We start from the raw sequence: 18,366 nt of genomic DNA on the forward strand, positions 1-18,366 counted from the left end.
AGTTCAGATTCAACATGGCTCAAGCTAACTGGGCATCCTGTGATATAAATTGACCATACTGCCTGATTGGGAAGAGAGATCGGGCAGAAATAATAAGAAAGGAAGGAATATGATCAAACATCTTGCTGTCAGCGCTTTGTCGCTGGCACTTCTGTCAGCCTGCAGCACGACTCAGGCTCCCGCTGATTCCAGGCCTGCTGCAACTGCAGCGGTCAATGTGCAATTGCAGGCGCCTCCACAGGCTGACCAACCTCTTACTCTGCAACAGGTTATGGCTGACCCTGACTGGATGGGAATTCGTGCGCAGGGTGCTTACTTTGCTGATGACGGACAAAGCATCTATTACAGTCGCCAGCCAAGTGCCTCAGTATTGAAAGACTATTATCAATTGGACTTGGGCAATGGCAGTAAAACCAAGCTAGAGCTGGCTCAGCTTCACAGTGCTGATCAGCGTGTTGGTGTTCTGAATAACAAGGGAACAGAGAAAGCCTATATTTATCAGGGAAATCTGTTTGTTAAAGACTTAGCGTCAGGAAAGGTTCGTCAGCTGACTCGCAGTAACAACGCCATTAAAGATCTACGTTATTTAAACGATGGCTCAATAGCATATTGGCAGGGTGGTAAGGTGTCCGTGGTTGATACTGAATCTGGCCTGACTCATCAGCTGGCGCAGATTGAGACTCAAAATGCTCCCAAAGGAGTTCAGGAACCTGACACCTATCTGGCCAAACAGCAGCACAGGTTAATCAAATACGTCGCGCTGCAACATGATAATGCCAAAGATAAAGAGCAGCGTAAGCAGGCACTGCTGGCTGTCGACCCGACCATGGCTGCCGAGCCGTTTTATGTTGGTAAGGGTAAGCGTATTGCGGAATTGAGTGTGTCACCGGATGGTCGTTACATCCTGCTTGCCCTGTCTGAAAAGTCAGATAAGTGGCGCAGTGACCACGACATTATGCCGGACTATCTGGGTAAGGATGGTTATGTCGATGCGGTCCCTGTGCGTGCCCGGGTTGCGGAGGCAAAATCCAGCGGTCACAGCTTTGTGCTGCTGGATATTCAGGAGGGTACTCAAAAGCCAATCACCATCGAAGGTTTAACCGGTTACGATGAGGATGTTCTGGCACAAGTTAAGTCAGAGAATGCGGCCGCGCAAGGTGAACAGTACGACTCAGAAAAGTCGCCGCGCACCATAGCTTTGATGCTGGACTGGGGCTGGACTCAGAGTCCGGTTCAATGGCACAGCAGTGACAACAAGCTGGCTTTGATGGTGGAAGCACTCGATAACAAAGACCGCTGGATCGCGACAGTAGATCTGGATAAGGGTAAGTTCAGCACTCAGCACAGGCTGCACGATGATGCATGGGTCAATTACACCCACAACCAGTATGGCTGGTTGCCGGATACAGACACCCTTTACTACCTGTCGGAAGAGAGCGGCTATTCACACCTTTATCTCAAACCTTTGGATGGTAAAGCGAAAGCTCTGACGCAGGGAGCTTATGTGGTCAGCGATATCACCCTGAGTCCGGACGCAAAATATATCTATTACCGTGCCAATAAGCAGCACCCCGGCATCTATAACGTTTATCGTGTCGAGCTGGCATCAGGTAAGGATGAGCAATTGACTCAGTGGGACGGCAACCTGGAATATGAGTTGAGTCCCCAGGGGGATGCGCTGCTGCTGAATGCTTCAAGGCGAACAGAGCCGTCAGAGCTTTATCTGCAGCCCATTGGCGGAGAGATGAAAAAGCTGACTGATTACACGAGTCATGAGTTCAAGTCCTACCCCTGGCAGGCACCGGAAGTGGTTGCCGTCCCCTCCAGCCATGGCGCTGAGGATATTTATGCCCGGGTTTATTTGCCGACTGGATTTAATCCGGACAATGCCGATAAATATCCTGCGGTGATCTTTAACCACGGAGCCGGTTATCTGCAGAACGCAGATTATGGTTTCTCCGGTTATTTCCGCGAGTTTATGTTTCATAACCTGCTGGCCCAACAGGGTTATGTCGTAATGGATATGGATTATCGGGGCTCCAAGGGCTATGGCCGGGATTGGCGTACCGCGGTTTACCGCAATATGGGTAAACCCGAGGTTGAGGATCTGAGTGATGGTGTGAGCTGGATGGCAAAGCATGCCAATGTGGATGCGCAGCGAGCCGGTACCTATGGCGGTTCTTATGGTGGCTTCCTGACATTTATGGCGCTGTTCACGCAACCGCAGTTGTTTCAGAGTGGCGCTGCATTACGCCCCGTAACTGACTGGGCACACTATAATGCTCCTTATACATCAAATATTTTGAATACGCCGGATGTAGATCCCATCGCCTATGAGCGAAGCTCGCCCATTGAGCACGCCGAGGGCTTGCAAAAGCCTTTGCTGATTATGAGTGGGGTACTGGATGACAACGTGTTCTTTCAGGACAGTGTACGCCTGGTACAAAGGTTGATTGAGCTGGAAAAGCCAATGTTTGAAACTGCCATCTATCCGGTAGAACCCCATGGATTTAAGCAGCCTTCGAGCTGGCTGGATGAGTATCGTCGTATACACAAGTTGTTCGAAGAGACACTTAAAGAGTAGCCACAGTCAGTTTTGGTGGCATTTATGGTGGCAGCCGGGTCCCGGCTGCTCCATATTTATTTGAAAGGGAATGATTGGCCGACTTTTGGCCTGCCACGTAATTTGAGGAAGGATACAGGGTGGTTGTTTCTATAGCGGGCGGAGTAAAGCCAGGAAAACTGTTGGACATAGAGGCCAAGCTCTATCGCTTGTTGATTGTGGGTAAGCAGAAAAGCGGCGCTATGTTGGACGGGCTCGATGAAGAAATTGAAGCCCATGCCAATAAGCTTGCAGTAGAGCGTGATGCAGTGTTGGACCGACTGGAGAAACAGCTGCAGAGCCGTCAAATTTTCGAAGCGGTATCAAGTCAACTTTCTGAGGCGGTCAGGCGCAGCATAGATTTCAGGTTGGCAGAGCCTGCAGATGTGCTCAGGCATACCAAAATCAGTGAGCAGCAGATCATGTTGCTGGAATTACTGCAGTCGCCAGCGCCTGATATGAACCAGCTATATCTTTATGTCAATGACCTTTCCTGGCTGGTCCATGATCTCACCAATCTGGTTAACAGTCCCTCCTTCCGGGCCAAGCGGCCCAACCGTTCTGATGTGAAAGTGTCTGACCTTAAGCTGGTGCTGAGCTTTATCGGTATTGAAAACCTGCAGACCCTTATCCCCTATTTCTGTGTTCGGCGGTGGTTGCCCAGCGGACACCCAAACCTGCTGTGGACTACCCGAAAGTTATGGCGTTACAACATAGTGACGGCTATCGCCAGTCAGACCCTGGCGACAGCTCAGGGCAAAGATGCAGCATTTGCTTATATTTGTGCCTTGCAATATCAGTTGGGTACGTCAGCAATATTGAATAACAGTGCTGAGATTTTCGAGCAGATATGGGGATCCTGGCTGCGAGAGGCTGAGAACAGCAAGGAAAGGGAGGTATATGATGCCGTTCTGGCAACAGAGTTCCCTGCCAAACAGGTCTATGAAAAGGTAATGGAGTACGAGCTTGAGCTGAACTGGCAGCTTTTGGATCTGCTTGGATTCGGTGAGAGTCGTATTACTGAAGTGCTCAGGGAGCTGAGCTATACCATGCGCTATGCCGATCTCTCTGAAGATGCCGCCCTGATTGCCAGAGGTAATGCCTTTGCCAAGATACTGTTTCTGGAAGAGCAGAGGAAACTCTACCCTCAGGAAAGGGAGCTGATTATCGACTATTATCAATTTACACCGGACGAGATTGAGCTGCTGCGCGGACAGAACTATCGCAAGTTGGATCTTGTCTGAAATACAGCTCCGAGGTGATTTTTAATCGGGGATGCTTGTTTATTTATTCATTATCAATGCATATAAACAATGGTTTGCGGTAAAGTGATATTTTTTATGACTAAATATGCTGTAAACCCCCGTCTAAAACGCCTGAACAATTCTTAAACTGCAATCTTTATGCACTGAAGAGTGCAGTATTCACCCTATAAGCTGTTAAAAACTGGCTTTCTCGTCACATTTTCGCTAATAATGACCCACAAGTAACAAAAAACTTCCCTGCCGTGTTCATATTCAAATAACAAAGCGGCGGGCTGGACCTGTGGTAATCGCACTGGCAATTACCCCTGATAACAACAAAGGACGAAAGCACTATGAGCAATGCAATGAATCTGACCCGAGCCCAATTCGATGAGGTGATGGTGCCTAACTATTCACCTGCAGCAGTAATTCCTGTGCGTGGAGATGGTAGCCGGGTATGGGATCAGGAAGGTCGTGAATTTATTGATTTCGCCGGTGGTATTGCTGTGAATTGCCTGGGTCACTGTCACCCAGCTCTGGTTGATGCTTTGACTACTCAGGGACAAAAGCTGTGGCATCTGTCCAATGTCATGACCAATGAGCCTGCTCTTGAATTGGCGACTCGCCTGGTGGAAGGCACTTTTGCTGACAAAGTGTATTTCGCCAACTCAGGTGCCGAAGCCAACGAAGCTGCCCTGAAGCTGGCACGCCGTTATGCTTTAGACAAGTTTGGTGCAGAAAAGGACGAGATTATCGCCTTTAATCAGGGTTTCCATGGCCGTACTTTCTTCACTGTCAGTGTCGGTGGTCAGGCTGCTTATTCAGATGGTTTTGGCCCTAAGCCACAGTCTATCACTCACCTGCCATTTAATGATGTGGCTGCACTGGAAGCTGCCGTATCCGATAAGACCTGCGCCATTATGATGGAGCCTCTGCAGGGTGAAGGCGGCATTATTCCTGCGTCTAAAGAGTTCCTGCAGGCGGTTCGCGCTCTGGCTGACAAGCACAATGCATTGGTGATTTTCGATGAAGTGCAAACCGGTATCGGCCGTACAGGTCATCTGTATGCTTATATGGATACTGACATTGTTCCGGATATTCTGACCAGCGCCAAGGCGTTGGGAGGCGGTTTCCCTATTGCCGCTATGCTGACCACTGCAGAAATCGCAACACACCTGAAAGTCGGTACCCATGGTTCTACCTATGGCGGTAATCCACTGGCATGTGCTGTGGGTAATGCGGTACTGGGCGTGGTAAATACCTCAGAAACTCTGGAAGGGGTTAAGCAGCGCGAGCAGATGATTCGTGAAGGACTGGAGCGCATCAACGCCAAGTACCAGGTGTTCTCTGAGATCCGTGGTAAAGGCCTGCTGCTGGGTGCTGTGCTGAATGATAAATATCAGGGCCGCAGCCGTGATTTCCTGGTGGCCTCTGTGGCCGAAGGTTTGATGGCGCTGGTTGCCGGGGCCAACGTAGTTCGTTTCACTCCCTCTCTGGTGATCCCTGAACAGGACATTGCCGAAGGTCTGCAGCGTTTTGAGCAGGCTGTTGCCAAGGTAGTGGCAGGCTAAGATCCAAGGCGCCACGGATTGCCCGTGGCGCAGTTCAGGAGACATCAGATGCTAATTATACGTCCAATCCGCTCTTCGGATTTCAATGCGCTGTTGCAAATCGCCCATGAGTCGGGGCATGGCTTTACCTCGTTGCCTGTCAACGAGGAGTTACTGCGCAATAAAATCGCCAGAGCTGAAGCGTCTGTCAGCAAACAGGTAGAAAAACCTTTCGACGAAGGTTACCTCATGGTGATGGAAGATTCAGAAACCGGCGAGGTTGTAGGTACCTGTGGCATTGAGGCCGCGGTAGGCATGGAAGATGCCTTTTATCACTACCGTCTGGGAACAGAGGTTTACCACTCGGAGCAGATAGATGTGCGCAACGAGGTGGAAACCCTGACGCTGTGCCACGACTACACAGGTGCAGCAGAGCTTTGTACCTTGTTCCTGCGAGAAGGTTATCGTCAGGGGAACAATGGCCGTTTTCTGTCACGCAGCCGTTTCCTGTTTTTGGCTGAGCATCCCGAGCGTTTCGGTGAAATTGTTATCGCCGAGATGCGTGGTGTCAGTGATGACGAAGGTAACTCTCCTTTCTACAATTGGCTGCAACAGCATTTTCTCGGCATTGATTTCATTCACGCTGACTATTTGTCCGGCTTGGGGCAGAAAGCCTTTATGGGGGAGATGATGCCCCGCAATCCTATCTATGTTCCTTTACTGCCTTCAGAGGCTCAGGAAGTGATAGGTGAGGTTCATGCCAATACCCGCCCGGCATTGCGTTTGCTGCATGCCGAAGGCTTCCGTCACAGAGGCTATGTCGACATTTTTGATGGCGGCCCTACGGTGGAATGCAACCTTACAGATATCCGCTCAGTGCAGGCAAGCAGAAGCCTGGAGGTCAGTACAGGTGAGGTGGATGCTGTGGGCGATACCTACATTGTGGCCAATGGTGAGGTGCAGAACTACCGCGCCATCATTGTTCAGCGAACTCTGGACGATGAGGCCAGGAACCTGATGCTGACAACGGAAGAAGCCGAAGCCCTGATGGTGAATATCGGCGATCAAGTAAGAATTTTGGCGATTTAGGAAAAGCAAGATGACACAGTTTATCAACGGAAAATGGTTGGCCGGTGAAGGCCATGCTATGGCGTCCGGCAATCCTGCCAACGGCGAACAGATTTGGCAGGGGCAGAGTGCAACTCCTGCACAGGTAGAAGCAGCAGTCACTGCGGCCAGAGACGCGCAATTTGACTGGTTTATGTTGGGCTTTGAAGGCCGATTGAAAGTGGTAGAGGCATATCGCGATCTGCTGCAGGAGAACAAAGACCATATTGCAGAAGTGATTGCTCAGGAAACAGGTAAGCCTCGTTGGGAAACCGCCACTGAAGCGGCGGCAATGATAGGTAAGATTGGTTTATCCGTCAGTGCATTCCACAAGCGTACCGGCGAAACCGAGTCTGAGACTCCTGCCGGCAAGGCGGTATTACGTCACAAGCCCCACGGCGTAGTGGCAGTATTTGGCCCCTACAACTTCCCGGGACATCTGCCAAATGGTCATATAGTGCCTGCACTACTGGCGGGTAATACTGTTATTTTCAAGCCTTCTGAGTTGACCCCAAAAGTTGCAGAAGAAACTCTGAAGCTGTGGGAGAAGGCAGGGCTGCCTGCCGGTGTTATTAATCTGGTTCAGGGTGAGGTGGAAACCGGTAAAGCACTGGCTTCGCATCCACAGCTGGATGGTTTGTTCTTTACCGGCAGTTCCCGTACCGGTCATCTGCTGCACCAGCAGTATGCCGGTCATCCAGGCAAGATTCTGGCACTGGAAATGGGTGGCAATAACCCACTTATTGTTCGGGATGTTGCCGACACCAAGGCGGCTGTTCACGACATTATTCAGTCTGGCTTTATCTCCTCAGGTCAGCGTTGTACCTGCGCCCGTCGTCTCTACATTCCTGTAGGCGAAGCTGGAGATCTGTTGCTGACAAATTTGGTGGAAGCCACCAAACAGATCCGTGTTGGCGCATGGAACGACGAACAGCAGCCATTTATGGGCTCTATGATCTCCGAAGCTGCTGCTAAAGGTATGGTTAGCGCCCAGGATAACCTCTTGTCTCTCGGCGGTAAGTCGCTGGTGGAACTCAAGCACCTCAAGGCGGGCACTGGCTTGGTTTCTCCGGGAATCATAGATGTGACCTCCGTAGCGGAATTGCCCGATGAAGAGTATTTCGGTCCTCTGATGCAAGTGGTTCGTTACTCAGACTTCGATGAAGCGATTCGTCTTGCCAACAATACCAAATATGGCTTGTCTGCCGGCCTGCTGGCCGACAGTCGCGATGACTATGAGTATTTCCTGGCACGTATCCGCGCCGGTATCGTCAACTGGAACAAGCAGATAACAGGTGCATCCGGTTCCGCTCCATTTGGTGGTGTCGGCGCATCCGGTAACCACAGAGCGTCAGCTTTCTATGCTGCCGATTACTGTGCTTATCCTGTGGCATCCATGGAATCTGATTCTGTGAGTTTGCCAGCAGCTTTGAGTCCGGGCCTGAGCCTGTAATTGAACGCCCGCTCAGCGGGCGTTTTTTTATATTTTCTTACTAATATTAAATACGACCTAAAGCCGGGACTGCCAGCCAGTGAGGCTTAAAAAGGAGACCAGATGCACACTGATGTGAATGAGCTGTTTTCTGCTCTGTGGACGGATTACATCCAGATGACCCCTTCAGCCGCCAAGGTACACGAACTTCTTGGTAAGGGTGAGGACATTATTAATGACCATATTGCCCTGCGTACTTTTAACCTGCCCAAGGTTAATTTACAGGTGCTGGCGGCTCATTTTGAAGCGCTTGGTTATAAAGCCTGTGGTGATTATAACTTTGAAGCCAAGAAGCTGAATGCCAAGCATTATGAGCACCCTGACCCAACTCAACCCAAGGTATTTATTTCTGAGTTGCTGGTTGAGGAGTTCAGCCCTGAACTTCAGGACAAGGTGGCATTTCTGGTTGAACAGATTGATGAAAAGGCTCTGACTCAGAAAGATTTCCTCTATTCCGGTCGTCACTGGAAGTTGGACAGTGAAACTTATCAGGCCTTATTGGCAGAGAGTGAGTACGCTGCCTGGGTTGCTGCCATCGGATACCGTGCTAATCACTTCACTGTTTCAGTCAATCATCTGCCCGGCTACGACTCCTTACAAGAGGTCAATCAGGCATTGAAAGAGGGTGGCTTTGTACTGAATACTTCTGGTGGTGAGATCAAAGGCTCTGCTGAGGTATTGCTTGAGCAGTCCTCAACTATGGCTGATCAGATTGAAGTCGCCTTTGAGGATACCAAGCTGAAAATCCCAAGCTGCTTTTATGAATTTGCACTGAGATACCCCAAGCCAGATGGTGAACTGTATACCGGGTTTGTTGCCGCCTCAGCAGATAAAATTTTTGAGAGCACCAATGCTGTGTTCGGGAAGCAGTCTGCCTGATACCCTCTGTTATGCATTGATAAAAAAGCGGCCTGGGGCCGCTTTTTTTACTGGGCAAACTCCAACAATATACTCAGACCGCTCAGAGACTGGCCCCGGCTGAAGCTGAGGCGAATATCGTACTGTTCACAGATCTCTTTCACTATCGACAAGCCAAGGCCATGTCCCATCACTGACTCGTCAAGACGGGTGCCTCGCTCTGTCAGCAGGTTAAGCTCATCATCCTCAACGCCAGGTCCGTCATCCTCAATGGTGACTTTGACGCCATCGGTTGTCTGGCGTACAGAAATGCTCACCCGGCTTTGGGCCCACTTATAAGCGTTATCCAGCAGATTGCCCAGAAGTTCCATGCCATCTTCTCTGTGGATGGGAAGGCGGCTGACCTGGGTGTCCAGATCAAACTGGCAGTGAAGCTGCTTATAGCCATAGACTTTGCCAAGAGTGTTGGTAAGACCATCCAGATCATCAGGCAGTTGCATTCGCGCTGCCGGCAGCATACTGCCAGTGATTCTGGCTGCGGCCAGCTTGCGCTCAATCATCTTACGGATCTGATCCAGCTGCTGTTGCATCGCTTCGGCAAGTTCAGGATCTTTTAGCCCAAGCACTTCCACCTGTTGCTGCATCACCGCCAGCGGGGTTTTCAAACCGTGACTGAGGTTGCCCAGGTTATTGCGGCTGCGTTTGATTTGATTGGCTGCATAGTCCAGCAGCTCATTGTGGCTGCGGGCCAGTGGAACAATCTCCGGGGGAAGGTCATCCAGCTCAAGTTTGGTTATGTCGCCGTCTCTGAGCTGTGACAGGGTTTGGGTCATTCGCATCAGGGGTTGGAAAGACTGGCGCAGCACCAGGAATATACCGGCTATCATGGCGGCCAGCATACCCAGATTGACTACCAGTTTGGTGCCATAGATTTCGCTGAATACCCTGCGGCCGATACTCAGGTCCTGAGCGACTGTCAGGGTTGCAGTCAGGTTGCTGGTGTTGGAGCTCAGGCCTACAGACAGCAGCTGCATATCATGATTTTTGGGGCCTTTCGCCTGCCATACCCGGGTTTCCCCTTTGGCCAGGTTTTCAATATCCAGGGTTTGATCCCACAGCGAGCGGGAGCGAATCACTTCATTGGGCAGGTTAAGCTGAAAATAGCGGCCGGAGTAGGCGGGTTTGTAAAAGATCGACAACTCTGTCTCATCAATACTTATCTCGCCGTCGTGGAAGTGGGTAGCCATGATGACATGCTCAAGGTCCTCTTCCAGACGATTGATAATCGAGTCGTGGAAGGCTTGCCTGAGCATGGATTCGAACAGCACCATGCCTATGATGGTGCCCAGCACCACCAAAGCGGTCAGCCAAAGGCTGAGTTTGGTGCGAATTGACATCATAGGTTTTGGCCGTGGAAGATATATCCCTGACCGCGACGGGTCTCGATGGCAGTTTTACCCAACTTTTTGCGCAGGTGAGTCACATAGACTTCAACCACATTGCTCTCTTTCTCATCATCAAACTGATATAGCTTGTCTGTGAGCTGAGATTTGGACAGTAGTTTCTTGGGCGACAGCAGGAAGATTTTCAGCAGACGAAACTCCATTGCGGTCAATTCAGATGTCACGCCATCAACCGTGACAGTTTGCTGGGATTCGTCCAGCGTTACACCGCCAAAGCTGAGGGTCTTGGTGGGGGAGTTCATTCTTCCGGAGGCGCGATGGATCAGGGCCTGGACCCGGGCCAGCAGCTCTTGGGCATGAAAGGGTTTGCCCAGGTAGTCATCGGCGCCGGCATTGAAGCCTTCCACTTTTTCGTGCCATTGGCTGCGTGCAGTCAGCATGATCACCGGGGTGTTCACGCCGCGATTACGCCAGCTTCCCAACAACTCTAGGCCATTACCGTCGGGCAGGCCGATATCCAGGATCACACAATCATATTGGGTTTCGCTGATCAGGTAATCAGCTTCGGAGGCCTTGTCTGTTACGTCGGTAACATAGCCTGCCTGCTTGAGTTGTTTTTGCAGTTCCTGCACCAGCAGGTGGTTATCTTCAACGAGCAGTAGTTTCATTTGGCTGACATTCACTGGGTAGAGGGAGACCGGGTACAGGCTTACCACTGCGGGCGTCCACGCTCAACTTTAACAGTTGACCTTTATGTACCTTGAGTTCCAAATCATACCGCCATTTATTACCCTCCTGATAGAGGTGCGCGTCCATTAATTTGCCTTTGCAGTAATGGCTTACGATGGCGAGAGTATCTGTCAGTGAAAGTATCTGGCCGGAGGCGACCAAAGTGACGGCCTGATTATGGTGTAGCTCTGTGGATGAGGCGGCCACCCTGACCCAGGGCTGGAAAGCTAACAGGCTGAAAAAGCAAATGAAAAACAGCCTTATCATAAAAGCTCCCCTGATTACCCAAAAGAAAAAGTGGCCCAGAATTCATTCTGCGCCACTTTAATGTTTCAGGCTTAAACCAAACTGAACCCTAACTTAGGGTTGGAGATCAGCGGGTGCCGTAAACTACGATAGTCTTACCGTGAGCCTGGATCAGGTTTTGCTCTTCCAGCATCTTCAGGATACGGCCTACAGTTTCGCGGGAACAACCTACGATCTGACCAATTTCCTGACGGGTAATCTTAATCTGCATACCATCTGGATGGGTCATGGCATCTGGCTGTTTGGCCAGGTGCAGCAGAGTCTGAGCGATGCGACCGGCAACGTCCAGGAACGCCAGGTTACCCACTTTCTGGCTGGTGCTTTGCAGACGGTAAGCCATCTGAGAAGCCAGCTTCATCAGGATCTCAGGGTTTACCTGGATCAACTGCTTAAACTTTTTATATGAAATTTCAGCAATTTCACATGCCTGCTTGGCGCGAACCCAGGCAGTACGTTCAGCCTGCTCTTCAAACAGACCCAATTCACCGATGAAGTCACCCTGATTCAAATAAGACAGGATCATCTCCTTGCCTTCTTCATCCTTGATCAAAACGGCTACAGAACCCTTAACTATGTAGTACAGAGTGTCTGAGTCTTCACCAGCATGGATCAGTGTGCTCTTGGCTGGATACTTGTGAATGTGACAGTGTGATAAAAACCATTCCAGAGTTGGATCAGGTTTTGGTTTACCAATCAGAGCCATGCCTATGTTCCTCTACTGATAAAAACGAAAGTTAGAATATTCTAAACAAGCATTTTACGTCAATTAAACCCTTAATTCCTTGACTGGCGTCTTACTATGCAAATTTCTAAGGGCAATGCGCTTGTCAAGCTTGGTTTTGACATTCGCGGTATTCTGCTACTTTAGTGATATTAGTCAACTCAGCAGACCGTTAACTCTTCAGGATTCGTTGAACTCTGTAGGTTACATCACATCTTAACCTTTATTTGGACATTATGACGTAGTTATCTGGACAGGGGCTTAACGCAATGTCAGGAGAGGTCGACTTGAGCGCAGTTTTCTGGCTAACTTGTGGCTGAGCAATAAAGCGATGACAAATCAATAACAGAGGTTAATGACATGACAAAGCGGTGGACATTCGCAGTCGCAGTAACTGCGCTGTTGTCAGTCAGTCAGGGCGCCTGGGCATTCAGTGTTCCTCAGCCTGACGCAGAGAAAGTGGCAACCAAGGTCGCCTTTATTGAGCTTAATGCTCAAAGTGGTGATGCAGAAGCCGAATACCTGCTGGGGTTGATGTATCTGTCCGGTCGTTATGTGGACCAGCAGGCTGAAGTGGGCCTGGAGTGGTTGCAGCGAGCGGCCAGTAATCAGCATGTCAAAGCGATTCAGACACTGGCCGACCTCTACTATGACGGTAAAGTCGTCCCCAGAGATCTGGAGCAATCTGTGCATTGGTATCAGGAGTTGGCGCAAACCGGCCAACCTTATGCCTATTTCCGTCTTGGGTTGATTTTCGGCGCTGGAGGAGATGGTATTCAGCGAAATTGCGGTCAGGCTGTTGAACACTTTAACAGTGCGGGCGACCAGGTTTCACTTGGCAATGTCGCCTGGATTTTGGCTACCTGCCCAGAGGGAGAGTATCGTGATGGTGCCAGGGCGGTTGAACTGTCGCTTGAGCTGCTGAAACATGATGAGCAGGACCCATCTATTCTGGATAACCTGGCGGCAGCCTATGCTGAAACAGGGGATTTTGCCGCTGCGGTGTCGACTCAACAAAAGGCGATAGATGCTCTGAGACAACGTCCCGAAGTGGCGGATATCAGTGAATTTCAGCAAAGACTGCAGATTTACCTGCAAAAGCGGGCCTATCGGGAAGTGATCCCACTGCTGTAATTGGAGTGGTCAAGACATAAAAAATGCGCTGCTTGAGCGCATTTTTGCGTTTCTGTGAGTGAAGAAACCAGATCCAATCCACAGGGTGAATTGGTATATCGGGACTGTTGACTTACTCAAGGGAACGAACAGATCAAGATGGGGGAATTCATCCCCAAGAGCAGGTCAACCATCAGTCTTTCGCCTGAAATCCCGACGTGTTGAAGCATAAAACAGTCTGCTTAAACCAATCTTAAGGGATTACTCATTTTCCGGGCTGAGCAACTGGCGACGCTTTTCCATCAGATCTCTTATCAGAGGCGTCAGGATCAGTTCCATTGCCAGCGGCATCTTTCCTCCGGGCACTACCATGGTATTGATGCGAGACATGAAGGCGCCGTCTATCATGCTCAAGTAGTAGGGGAAGTCCACATTCTCTATGCCGCGAAAGCGGATAACCACAAAGCTCTCATCCAGGCTGGGAATGCCTTTGGCGCTGAATGGGTTTGAGGTATCAACCGTAGGTACACGCTGGAAGTTGATATGGGTGCGGGAAAACTGGGGCGTCATATGGTTGATGTAATCATCCATGCTGCGCACAATCGAGCCCATCACTTTTTCCCGGGTATGTCCCCGCTCTTTGGTGTCCCGCACAATTTTCTGGATCCACTCCAGATTGACTATGGGCACCATGCCGATAAGCAGGTCCACATGTTGGGCGACATCCGCATCATCGGTCACTACACCGCCATGCAGGCCCTCGTAATAGAGCATGTCAGTGCTTTCCGGCAACGACTTCCATTGGGTGAAAGTACCCGGCATTTGGTTGTAGGGTACGGCTTCATCAAAGGTGTGCAGGTAAGAACGTGTCTCACCATTACCTGTGGTGCTATAGTCGCTGAAGCACTGCTCCAGTCGGGCAAAATCATTGGCCTCAGGACCAAAGTAACTGATATGACGATTCTCAGCCTGGGCTTTACGGATCATGACTTCCATTTCTGCCCGGGTGTAGTGATGAAAACTGTCGCCTTCCACAAACGCCGCGTTGATCCCCAGCTGTCTGAAGATGTGGCTGAATGCCGTTGTAGTCGTGGTTGTTCCTGCGCCCGAAGAGCCTGTTACGGCAATAATAGGGTGTTTCGCTGACATTCCAATTGCCTGCTTTTACTTTTGAGTTATGCCTTGTTATACGGCAGCCTTGCCGTAAAGGTCAATTTTGAGTGCCGATGATCTGATCGCGGTTGCGAATAGCGATCGACTCATCCTCTTCACCATACTCCACTACCAACTCACCCCGTTTCAGCGCATCTCTGCAGCGGCTCATAGCATGTTTCAGGGAGTCGCCGGACAGCGTGTCAAAGCCACCGTCTTCCACCTGAGTGAACAGGTATTCGCGGATCAGGTTGTTCAGGGTTTCCTCGGGCAACTCCAGCAGTGAGTTGTAGGGAATAAGCATCAGGATTCTCCGGTCAGGAAGTACAGAATTCTCGGCTCCAGATAATACCTCGGGCGCCAGGGAAGACCACCATTGATAAAGCCAACATGACCTCCAAGTGGTTGCAATTCATACTCGACATTTGGTGCAAGACCGTTAGGGGGAGGGATGACATCCGAGGTCATAAAGGGATCGTCACCGGCGTGGAGGACCAGAGTGGGTACCTGGATCTTTGCAAGGAAAGGCATGCCGCTGGCCCGCTGATAATAATCCTGCACACCCTTGAATCCATGCAAGGGTGCTGTGACTGCGTCATCAAATTGATGAAAGGTCGTTAGCTCCCTGACTTTGCTTTCGTCCAGTGGCATCTGCCTGCCCAGCTGTGGGTGGTTTACCTTTTCGAGGGTTTTCGCCTGCAGCTGGCGGATAAGGTAATTCTGGTAAACCCGGGAGAAGCCGGCTTTAAGGCGCTCAGCACAGGCGCCCAGCTGTAATGGAGCGGAAACCACAACGGCGCGGTCGATCAGGCTGTCACTGCCTGTTTCTCCCAGATATTTGGTCACGACATTGCCTCCCAGGCTGTAGCCACAGGCCCAGACAGGGGAGTCAGGCAGTCGCGCACGGATCTGCGCCAGTGTATGGCCTAAGTCCTGAGTGTCGCCACTGTGATAGCTGCGGGCTAAACGATTGGGCAGGCCTGAGCAACTTCTGTGGTGGTGGACCACGGCGGTCAGTCCCCTAAGATGGCACTGGTTAAGCATCCGTCTGGCATAGTGGGACTCTGAACTGCCTTCCAATCCGTGTATCAACACCAGCACAGGCTCTCCATTACTGGCCTGTCCACACCAGTCCAGGTCTATGAAGTCCCCATCTGCCAGCTCCAGCCTTTCGCGGGTGACCTTGGGGGATTGCTCCTTGGTCAGTACCGGCAGGATAGTTTGAATATGTGGGCTGCGTGCCCACCAGGGAGGAGAGAACTTGTCTGGAGTCATAGGGATGGCGATTGTTTTCTTTATTTATTCTGAGTGCCAACACTATACCTGATTGTCTGCTTGTGTGGTCGGATCCCCTCTGCTTGTTTATTGCGCGCTTGCCGGAATTTAAAACGTATGTTTAATTAACTCTTTATAGCCAAAGGATGAGGCGATGAAAAGAAGACATTTTATCACCGGAGCATTTGCCACGACGGCAGCCCTGGCTCTCGGTGTCAGTCTGTACCGGCCCGAGTTGGAGCCTGTTGAGGCGGAGGACAGCCACAGAGCCCTTTTTGCCGTGTTAGTGCCTGTTTTGCTGGATGGCGCCCTGCCCAGGATGTCCAGTCCCAGAGAGGCTGCAATAAACCGCACACTGGATGCAATAAGCCAAACGCTGACAGTGTTGCCCCAGTCGCAACGTGATGAACTTGAACTTCTGCTCGATGGTTTGGAAAATCGCCTCGGTGTGCTGGTGCTGACAGGCAGTATGACGCCGCTGCTGTTGCGCTCGCCTGAGCAGTTGGTGGTGATGCTGGAAAGCTGGCGTGATGGTTTCCTTGAGATGCAGCAACAGGCTTATTACGGTCTTCGAGAGCTGATTATGGCCAGCTACTACTCCTGCCCGGAACACTGGGGCACTCTGCATTACTCCAAACCCAAAATATAAGTGAAGGAACACAGATGCCGATAAAAGATCCCATTGCTGAAGGTCTGGCTGCAGGTTGGCACCATCTGGATGGCAGCACTATGACTGAGGATGTTCAGCTGGAGGCCGATGTGGTGATCATTGGCAGTGGTGCCGGTGGCGGGACTGCTGCGGATATTCTGTCTGAGGCCGGACTCAAGGTGATTGTGGTTGAGGCCGGGCCGTTGAAGTCCTCCAGTGATTTTGACATGGAAGAGCGCACTGCCTATCCCAATCTTTACCAACAGGCCGCGTCGATGAAAACCAGCGACAAGGCCATAGGTATATTTCAGGGGCGCGCGGTTGGCGGGTCGACGACGATTAACTGGACCACCTCTATTCGGACTCCCGAACCCACACTGGATTTCTGGGCTGCAGAGAAGTCTGTCAGTGGTTTGTCCCGAAAGGAGTTGGATCCCTGGTTTGAGGCGATGGAGAACAAACTCTCCATCCGCGAGTGGGCCCTGCCGCCCAATGCCAATAACGACAAGTTAAAACAGGGCTGCGAGCAGCTTGGCTGGGAATACACTGTTATCAAGCGCAACGTGGCTGCCTGCTGGAATACCGGATATTGCGGTATGGGGTGCCCGGTTAACGCTAAACAATCCATGTTGGTGACCACCTTACCTGCCATGATGGCCAGGGGGGGCACTCTGCTCAGCCGGGTAAAGGCGATTCAGATAGAGCACCATAAGGATAAGGTGTTCGGTATAAGGGCTCAGGCGCTCAATGAGCAGCTTAAGCCAACCGGAGCCAGTGTGATGCTGAAGGGGCGTCACTATGTTCTCGCCGGTGGTGCGATTCATACTCCGACACTGATGATGCGCTCAGGAGTGACCGATCCCTACGAACTGCTGGGCAAAAGGACCTTCTTACATCCAACCCTGCTTAGTGGAGCCTTGTTCGACGAAACTATCAGTGCCCACAGCGGCGCACCTCAATCCATCTATTCCGATGAGTTCGTCTGGCGGGACGGCGTGGCCGGTAAGCCGGGATACAAGTTGGAGGTTCCTCCTCTGCATCCCGTACTGCTGGCATCCAAGACCATAGGCTATGGTCGCTCTCACGCTGAGTTGATGGAGCAATTCAATCAACTGCAGGTGACTATTGCCCTGGTCAGAGATGGATTCCACCCCGAATTGGAAGGGGGCAGGTTGTCGGTAAAGGCTGACGGCAGCTTTTCGCTGGATTATCCATTGACCGATACTTTCTGGGAAGCCGCAAGGGATGCGTTTGCGTCCATGGCTGAGTTGCAGTTTGCCGCAGGTGCTCAAAAAGTCCTGCCCATTTCCGAGGGAATGGCGATGATGGGCAGCTGGAAGCAGACCCGGCAAGCGATTGCTGATATGTCTCTGGCACCGCTGAAAACAGTTGTCGCTTCGGCGCATGTGATGGGCGGCTGCCCTTTGGGTGAAGATAGACAATTGGCCATGGTCGACAGTCATGGTCGCAGCCATTATCTGGAGAATTTATCTGTGATGGATGGTTCTGTGTTCCCATCCAGTCTGGGAGCCAATCCGCAATTGACCATCTATGGTATGACTGCCCGCAATGCTACCCGGCTGGCCGGTGAACTGCTGAAAACAAAATCGCCCGCTTGAGCGGGCGAGGGAGTTTGAAGCTGAGTCAGCAGTGTCAGGCGACAGCTTCAGTTTGATCGCTAAAGGCTGCAACGGCACTGATATCCAGATCGTAAAGGGCCAGATAATGACTCAGGTTATGGCTGTGAGGTTGGATGGACTGTTGCCCCAGCCATTTCTGTACAAGCTTTTGGCCATTACGCTCGAGGGATAGCTCCACATCCAGCATCTTGCGATATTCGGCCTGAGGCAATTGCTCTTTTCCCAATTGCCGGAGACGGCGATAGGGCTGTAGCAGCTTACTTTCCCATTCGGTCAGATGTTGTAGTATCTGTTGCCACTGTTCACCTGAGAGTCCTTGCTGTCTGCCATCCAGATACCAGGCCAGCAGCAGGAGGTTGACGTTGACGCCATGCTGATTTTGCAGCTGCAGGCAGAGATCTTTGTGCTTGGCGTAGTGCAGGTCACAGAGTTGCCACAGGCGTTGTTCAAAAGTCGTCATTGATACTCCCAACAGGCTTGCTTGATTTAAGCAGATGGCGTGAACACTCCTTTGAGTTCACGCCT

At 51.2% G+C, this 18,366-nt stretch carries 17 protein-coding genes; 9 read left to right on the top strand and 8 right to left on the bottom strand.

Annotation, left to right across the window (positions count from 1 at the left end; genetic code table 11):
- Window positions 1–109 precede the first annotated feature (109 nt).
- From ACFOE0_RS01995 to ACFOE0_RS02020, 6 genes are all read left to right on the top strand, one after another.
- Window positions 110–2,584, top strand: a complete 2,475-nt coding sequence (locus ACFOE0_RS01995; RefSeq protein WP_248937280.1) for a prolyl oligopeptidase family serine peptidase — start codon at window positions 110–112, stop codon at window positions 2,582–2,584.
- Window positions 2,585–2,703: 119 nt separating this feature from the next.
- Window positions 2,704–3,846 (top strand): HDOD domain-containing protein, encoded by a 1,143-nt coding sequence (locus ACFOE0_RS02000; RefSeq protein WP_248937281.1) that lies wholly within the window; start codon window positions 2,704–2,706, stop codon window positions 3,844–3,846.
- A 353-nt stretch (window positions 3,847–4,199) separates the two neighbouring features.
- Window positions 4,200–5,417: an aspartate aminotransferase family protein gene (locus ACFOE0_RS02005; RefSeq protein WP_248937282.1), complete on the top strand. Its 1,218-nt coding sequence runs from the start codon at window positions 4,200–4,202 to the stop codon at window positions 5,415–5,417.
- 48 nt (window positions 5,418–5,465) lie between these two features.
- Window positions 5,466–6,485 (top strand): arginine N-succinyltransferase, encoded by a 1,020-nt coding sequence (gene astA / locus ACFOE0_RS02010; protein WP_248937283.1) that lies wholly within the window; start codon window positions 5,466–5,468, stop codon window positions 6,483–6,485.
- Between the two features lie 10 nt (window positions 6,486–6,495).
- Entirely contained in the window at window positions 6,496–7,956 is a 1,461-nt protein-coding gene (astD, locus tag ACFOE0_RS02015; RefSeq protein WP_248937284.1) for a succinylglutamate-semialdehyde dehydrogenase, read from the top strand.
- A 102-nt stretch (window positions 7,957–8,058) separates the two neighbouring features.
- A complete protein-coding gene (locus tag ACFOE0_RS02020) occupies window positions 8,059–8,874 on the top strand; it encodes a DUF1338 domain-containing protein (protein WP_248937285.1) in 816 nt (271 codons plus the stop codon).
- A gap of 47 nt (window positions 8,875–8,921) precedes the next feature.
- Here the strand turns inward: ACFOE0_RS02020 and ACFOE0_RS02025 are convergent, their stop codons facing one another.
- From ACFOE0_RS02025 to crp, 4 genes are all read right to left on the bottom strand, one after another.
- Entirely contained in the window at window positions 8,922–10,253 is a 1,332-nt protein-coding gene (locus ACFOE0_RS02025; protein ID WP_248937286.1) for an ATP-binding protein, read from the bottom strand.
- Entirely contained in the window at window positions 10,250–10,924 is a 675-nt protein-coding gene (locus tag ACFOE0_RS02030; RefSeq protein ID WP_248937287.1) for a response regulator transcription factor, read from the bottom strand. The genes ACFOE0_RS02025 and ACFOE0_RS02030 overlap by 4 nt, the downstream gene beginning before the upstream one ends.
- On the bottom strand, window positions 10,905–11,252 hold the full coding sequence (locus tag ACFOE0_RS02035; RefSeq protein ID WP_248937288.1) for a PepSY domain-containing protein: 348 nt from the start codon (window positions 11,250–11,252) through the stop codon (window positions 10,905–10,907). Before ACFOE0_RS02035 ends, ACFOE0_RS02030 begins: the two co-directional genes overlap by 20 nt.
- 106 nt (window positions 11,253–11,358) lie before the next feature.
- On the bottom strand, window positions 11,359–11,994 hold the full coding sequence (gene crp, locus ACFOE0_RS02040; RefSeq protein ID WP_115137106.1) for a cAMP-activated global transcriptional regulator CRP: 636 nt from the start codon (window positions 11,992–11,994) through the stop codon (window positions 11,359–11,361).
- A 378-nt stretch (window positions 11,995–12,372) separates the two neighbouring features.
- Between crp and ACFOE0_RS02045 the strand changes: the two genes are divergently transcribed.
- Window positions 12,373–13,146: a tetratricopeptide repeat protein gene (locus ACFOE0_RS02045; RefSeq protein WP_248937289.1), complete on the top strand. Its 774-nt coding sequence runs from the start codon at window positions 12,373–12,375 to the stop codon at window positions 13,144–13,146.
- Between the two features lie 240 nt (window positions 13,147–13,386).
- Here the strand turns inward: ACFOE0_RS02045 and ACFOE0_RS02050 are convergent, their stop codons facing one another.
- The 3 genes from ACFOE0_RS02050 to ACFOE0_RS02060 all read right to left on the bottom strand — a co-directional run bounded on the left by ACFOE0_RS02050 (window position 13,387) and on the right by ACFOE0_RS02060 (window position 15,552).
- Window positions 13,387–14,274 carry a phosphoribulokinase gene (locus tag ACFOE0_RS02050; RefSeq protein ID WP_248937290.1) on the bottom strand — a complete coding sequence of 296 codons (888 nt, stop codon included), beginning with the start codon at window positions 14,272–14,274 and terminating at the stop codon, window positions 13,387–13,389.
- Window positions 14,275–14,335: 61 nt separating this feature from the next.
- Window positions 14,336–14,581, bottom strand: coding sequence for a YheU family protein (locus tag ACFOE0_RS02055; protein WP_248937291.1), 246 nt, complete (start codon window positions 14,579–14,581; stop codon window positions 14,336–14,338).
- A complete protein-coding gene (locus tag ACFOE0_RS02060) occupies window positions 14,581–15,552 on the bottom strand; it encodes a hydrolase (protein ID WP_248937292.1) in 972 nt (323 codons plus the stop codon). Before ACFOE0_RS02060 ends, ACFOE0_RS02055 begins: the two co-directional genes overlap by 1 nt.
- Window positions 15,553–15,706: 154 nt before the next feature.
- Between ACFOE0_RS02060 and ACFOE0_RS02065 the strand changes: the two genes are divergently transcribed.
- A complete protein-coding gene (locus ACFOE0_RS02065) occupies window positions 15,707–16,201 on the top strand; it encodes a TAT leader-containing periplasmic protein (RefSeq protein WP_248937293.1) in 495 nt (164 codons plus the stop codon).
- Window positions 16,202–16,215: 14 nt separating this feature from the next.
- Complete coding sequence (locus ACFOE0_RS02070) at window positions 16,216–17,820, top strand: GMC family oxidoreductase (protein ID WP_248937294.1); 1,605 nt, start codon at window positions 16,216–16,218, stop codon at window positions 17,818–17,820.
- 34 nt (window positions 17,821–17,854) lie between these two features.
- Here ACFOE0_RS02070 and ACFOE0_RS02075 read toward each other — a convergent pair whose 3' ends face one another.
- On the bottom strand, window positions 17,855–18,301 hold the full coding sequence (locus ACFOE0_RS02075) for a TIGR02444 family protein (protein WP_248937295.1): 447 nt from the start codon (window positions 18,299–18,301) through the stop codon (window positions 17,855–17,857).
- Window positions 18,302–18,366: the final 65 nt, after the last annotated feature.

This window comes from Shewanella submarina, from assembly GCF_042646185.1.
GTDB classification, from domain to species: Bacteria; Pseudomonadota; Gammaproteobacteria; order Enterobacterales; family Shewanellaceae; genus Shewanella; species Shewanella corallii.

What these genes read in the sequence shown, in the direction of transcription:
- ACFOE0_RS01995 (WP_248937280.1), top strand. Translation starts at nt 110, where the DNA reads ATGATCAAACATCTTGCTGTCAGCGCTTTGTCGCTGGCACTTCTGTCA.
- ACFOE0_RS02005 (WP_248937282.1), top strand. Translation starts at nt 4,200, where the DNA reads ATGAGCAATGCAATGAATCTGACCCGAGCCCAATTCGATGAGGTGATG.
- astA (WP_248937283.1), top strand. Translation starts at nt 5,466, where the DNA reads ATGCTAATTATACGTCCAATCCGCTCTTCGGATTTCAATGCGCTGTTG.
- astD (WP_248937284.1), top strand. Translation starts at nt 6,496, where the DNA reads ATGACACAGTTTATCAACGGAAAATGGTTGGCCGGTGAAGGCCATGCT.
- ACFOE0_RS02020 (WP_248937285.1), top strand. Translation starts at nt 8,059, where the DNA reads ATGCACACTGATGTGAATGAGCTGTTTTCTGCTCTGTGGACGGATTAC.
- ACFOE0_RS02025 (WP_248937286.1), bottom strand. Translation starts at nt 10,253, where the DNA reads ATGATGTCAATTCGCACCAAACTCAGCCTTTGGCTGACCGCTTTGGTG.
- ACFOE0_RS02030 (WP_248937287.1), bottom strand. Translation starts at nt 10,924, where the DNA reads ATGAAACTACTGCTCGTTGAAGATAACCACCTGCTGGTGCAGGAACTG.
- ACFOE0_RS02035 (WP_248937288.1), bottom strand. Translation starts at nt 11,252, where the DNA reads ATGATAAGGCTGTTTTTCATTTGCTTTTTCAGCCTGTTAGCTTTCCAG.
- crp (WP_115137106.1), bottom strand. Translation starts at nt 11,994, where the DNA reads ATGGCTCTGATTGGTAAACCAAAACCTGATCCAACTCTGGAATGGTTT.
- ACFOE0_RS02045 (WP_248937289.1), top strand. Translation starts at nt 12,373, where the DNA reads ATGACAAAGCGGTGGACATTCGCAGTCGCAGTAACTGCGCTGTTGTCA.
- ACFOE0_RS02050 (WP_248937290.1), bottom strand. Translation starts at nt 14,274, where the DNA reads ATGTCAGCGAAACACCCTATTATTGCCGTAACAGGCTCTTCGGGCGCA.
- ACFOE0_RS02055 (WP_248937291.1), bottom strand. Translation starts at nt 14,581, where the DNA reads ATGCTTATTCCCTACAACTCACTGCTGGAGTTGCCCGAGGAAACCCTG.
- ACFOE0_RS02060 (WP_248937292.1), bottom strand. Translation starts at nt 15,552, where the DNA reads ATGACTCCAGACAAGTTCTCTCCTCCCTGGTGGGCACGCAGCCCACAT.
- ACFOE0_RS02065 (WP_248937293.1), top strand. Translation starts at nt 15,707, where the DNA reads ATGAAAAGAAGACATTTTATCACCGGAGCATTTGCCACGACGGCAGCC.
- ACFOE0_RS02070 (WP_248937294.1), top strand. Translation starts at nt 16,216, where the DNA reads ATGCCGATAAAAGATCCCATTGCTGAAGGTCTGGCTGCAGGTTGGCAC.
- ACFOE0_RS02075 (WP_248937295.1), bottom strand. Translation starts at nt 18,301, where the DNA reads ATGACGACTTTTGAACAACGCCTGTGGCAACTCTGTGACCTGCACTAC.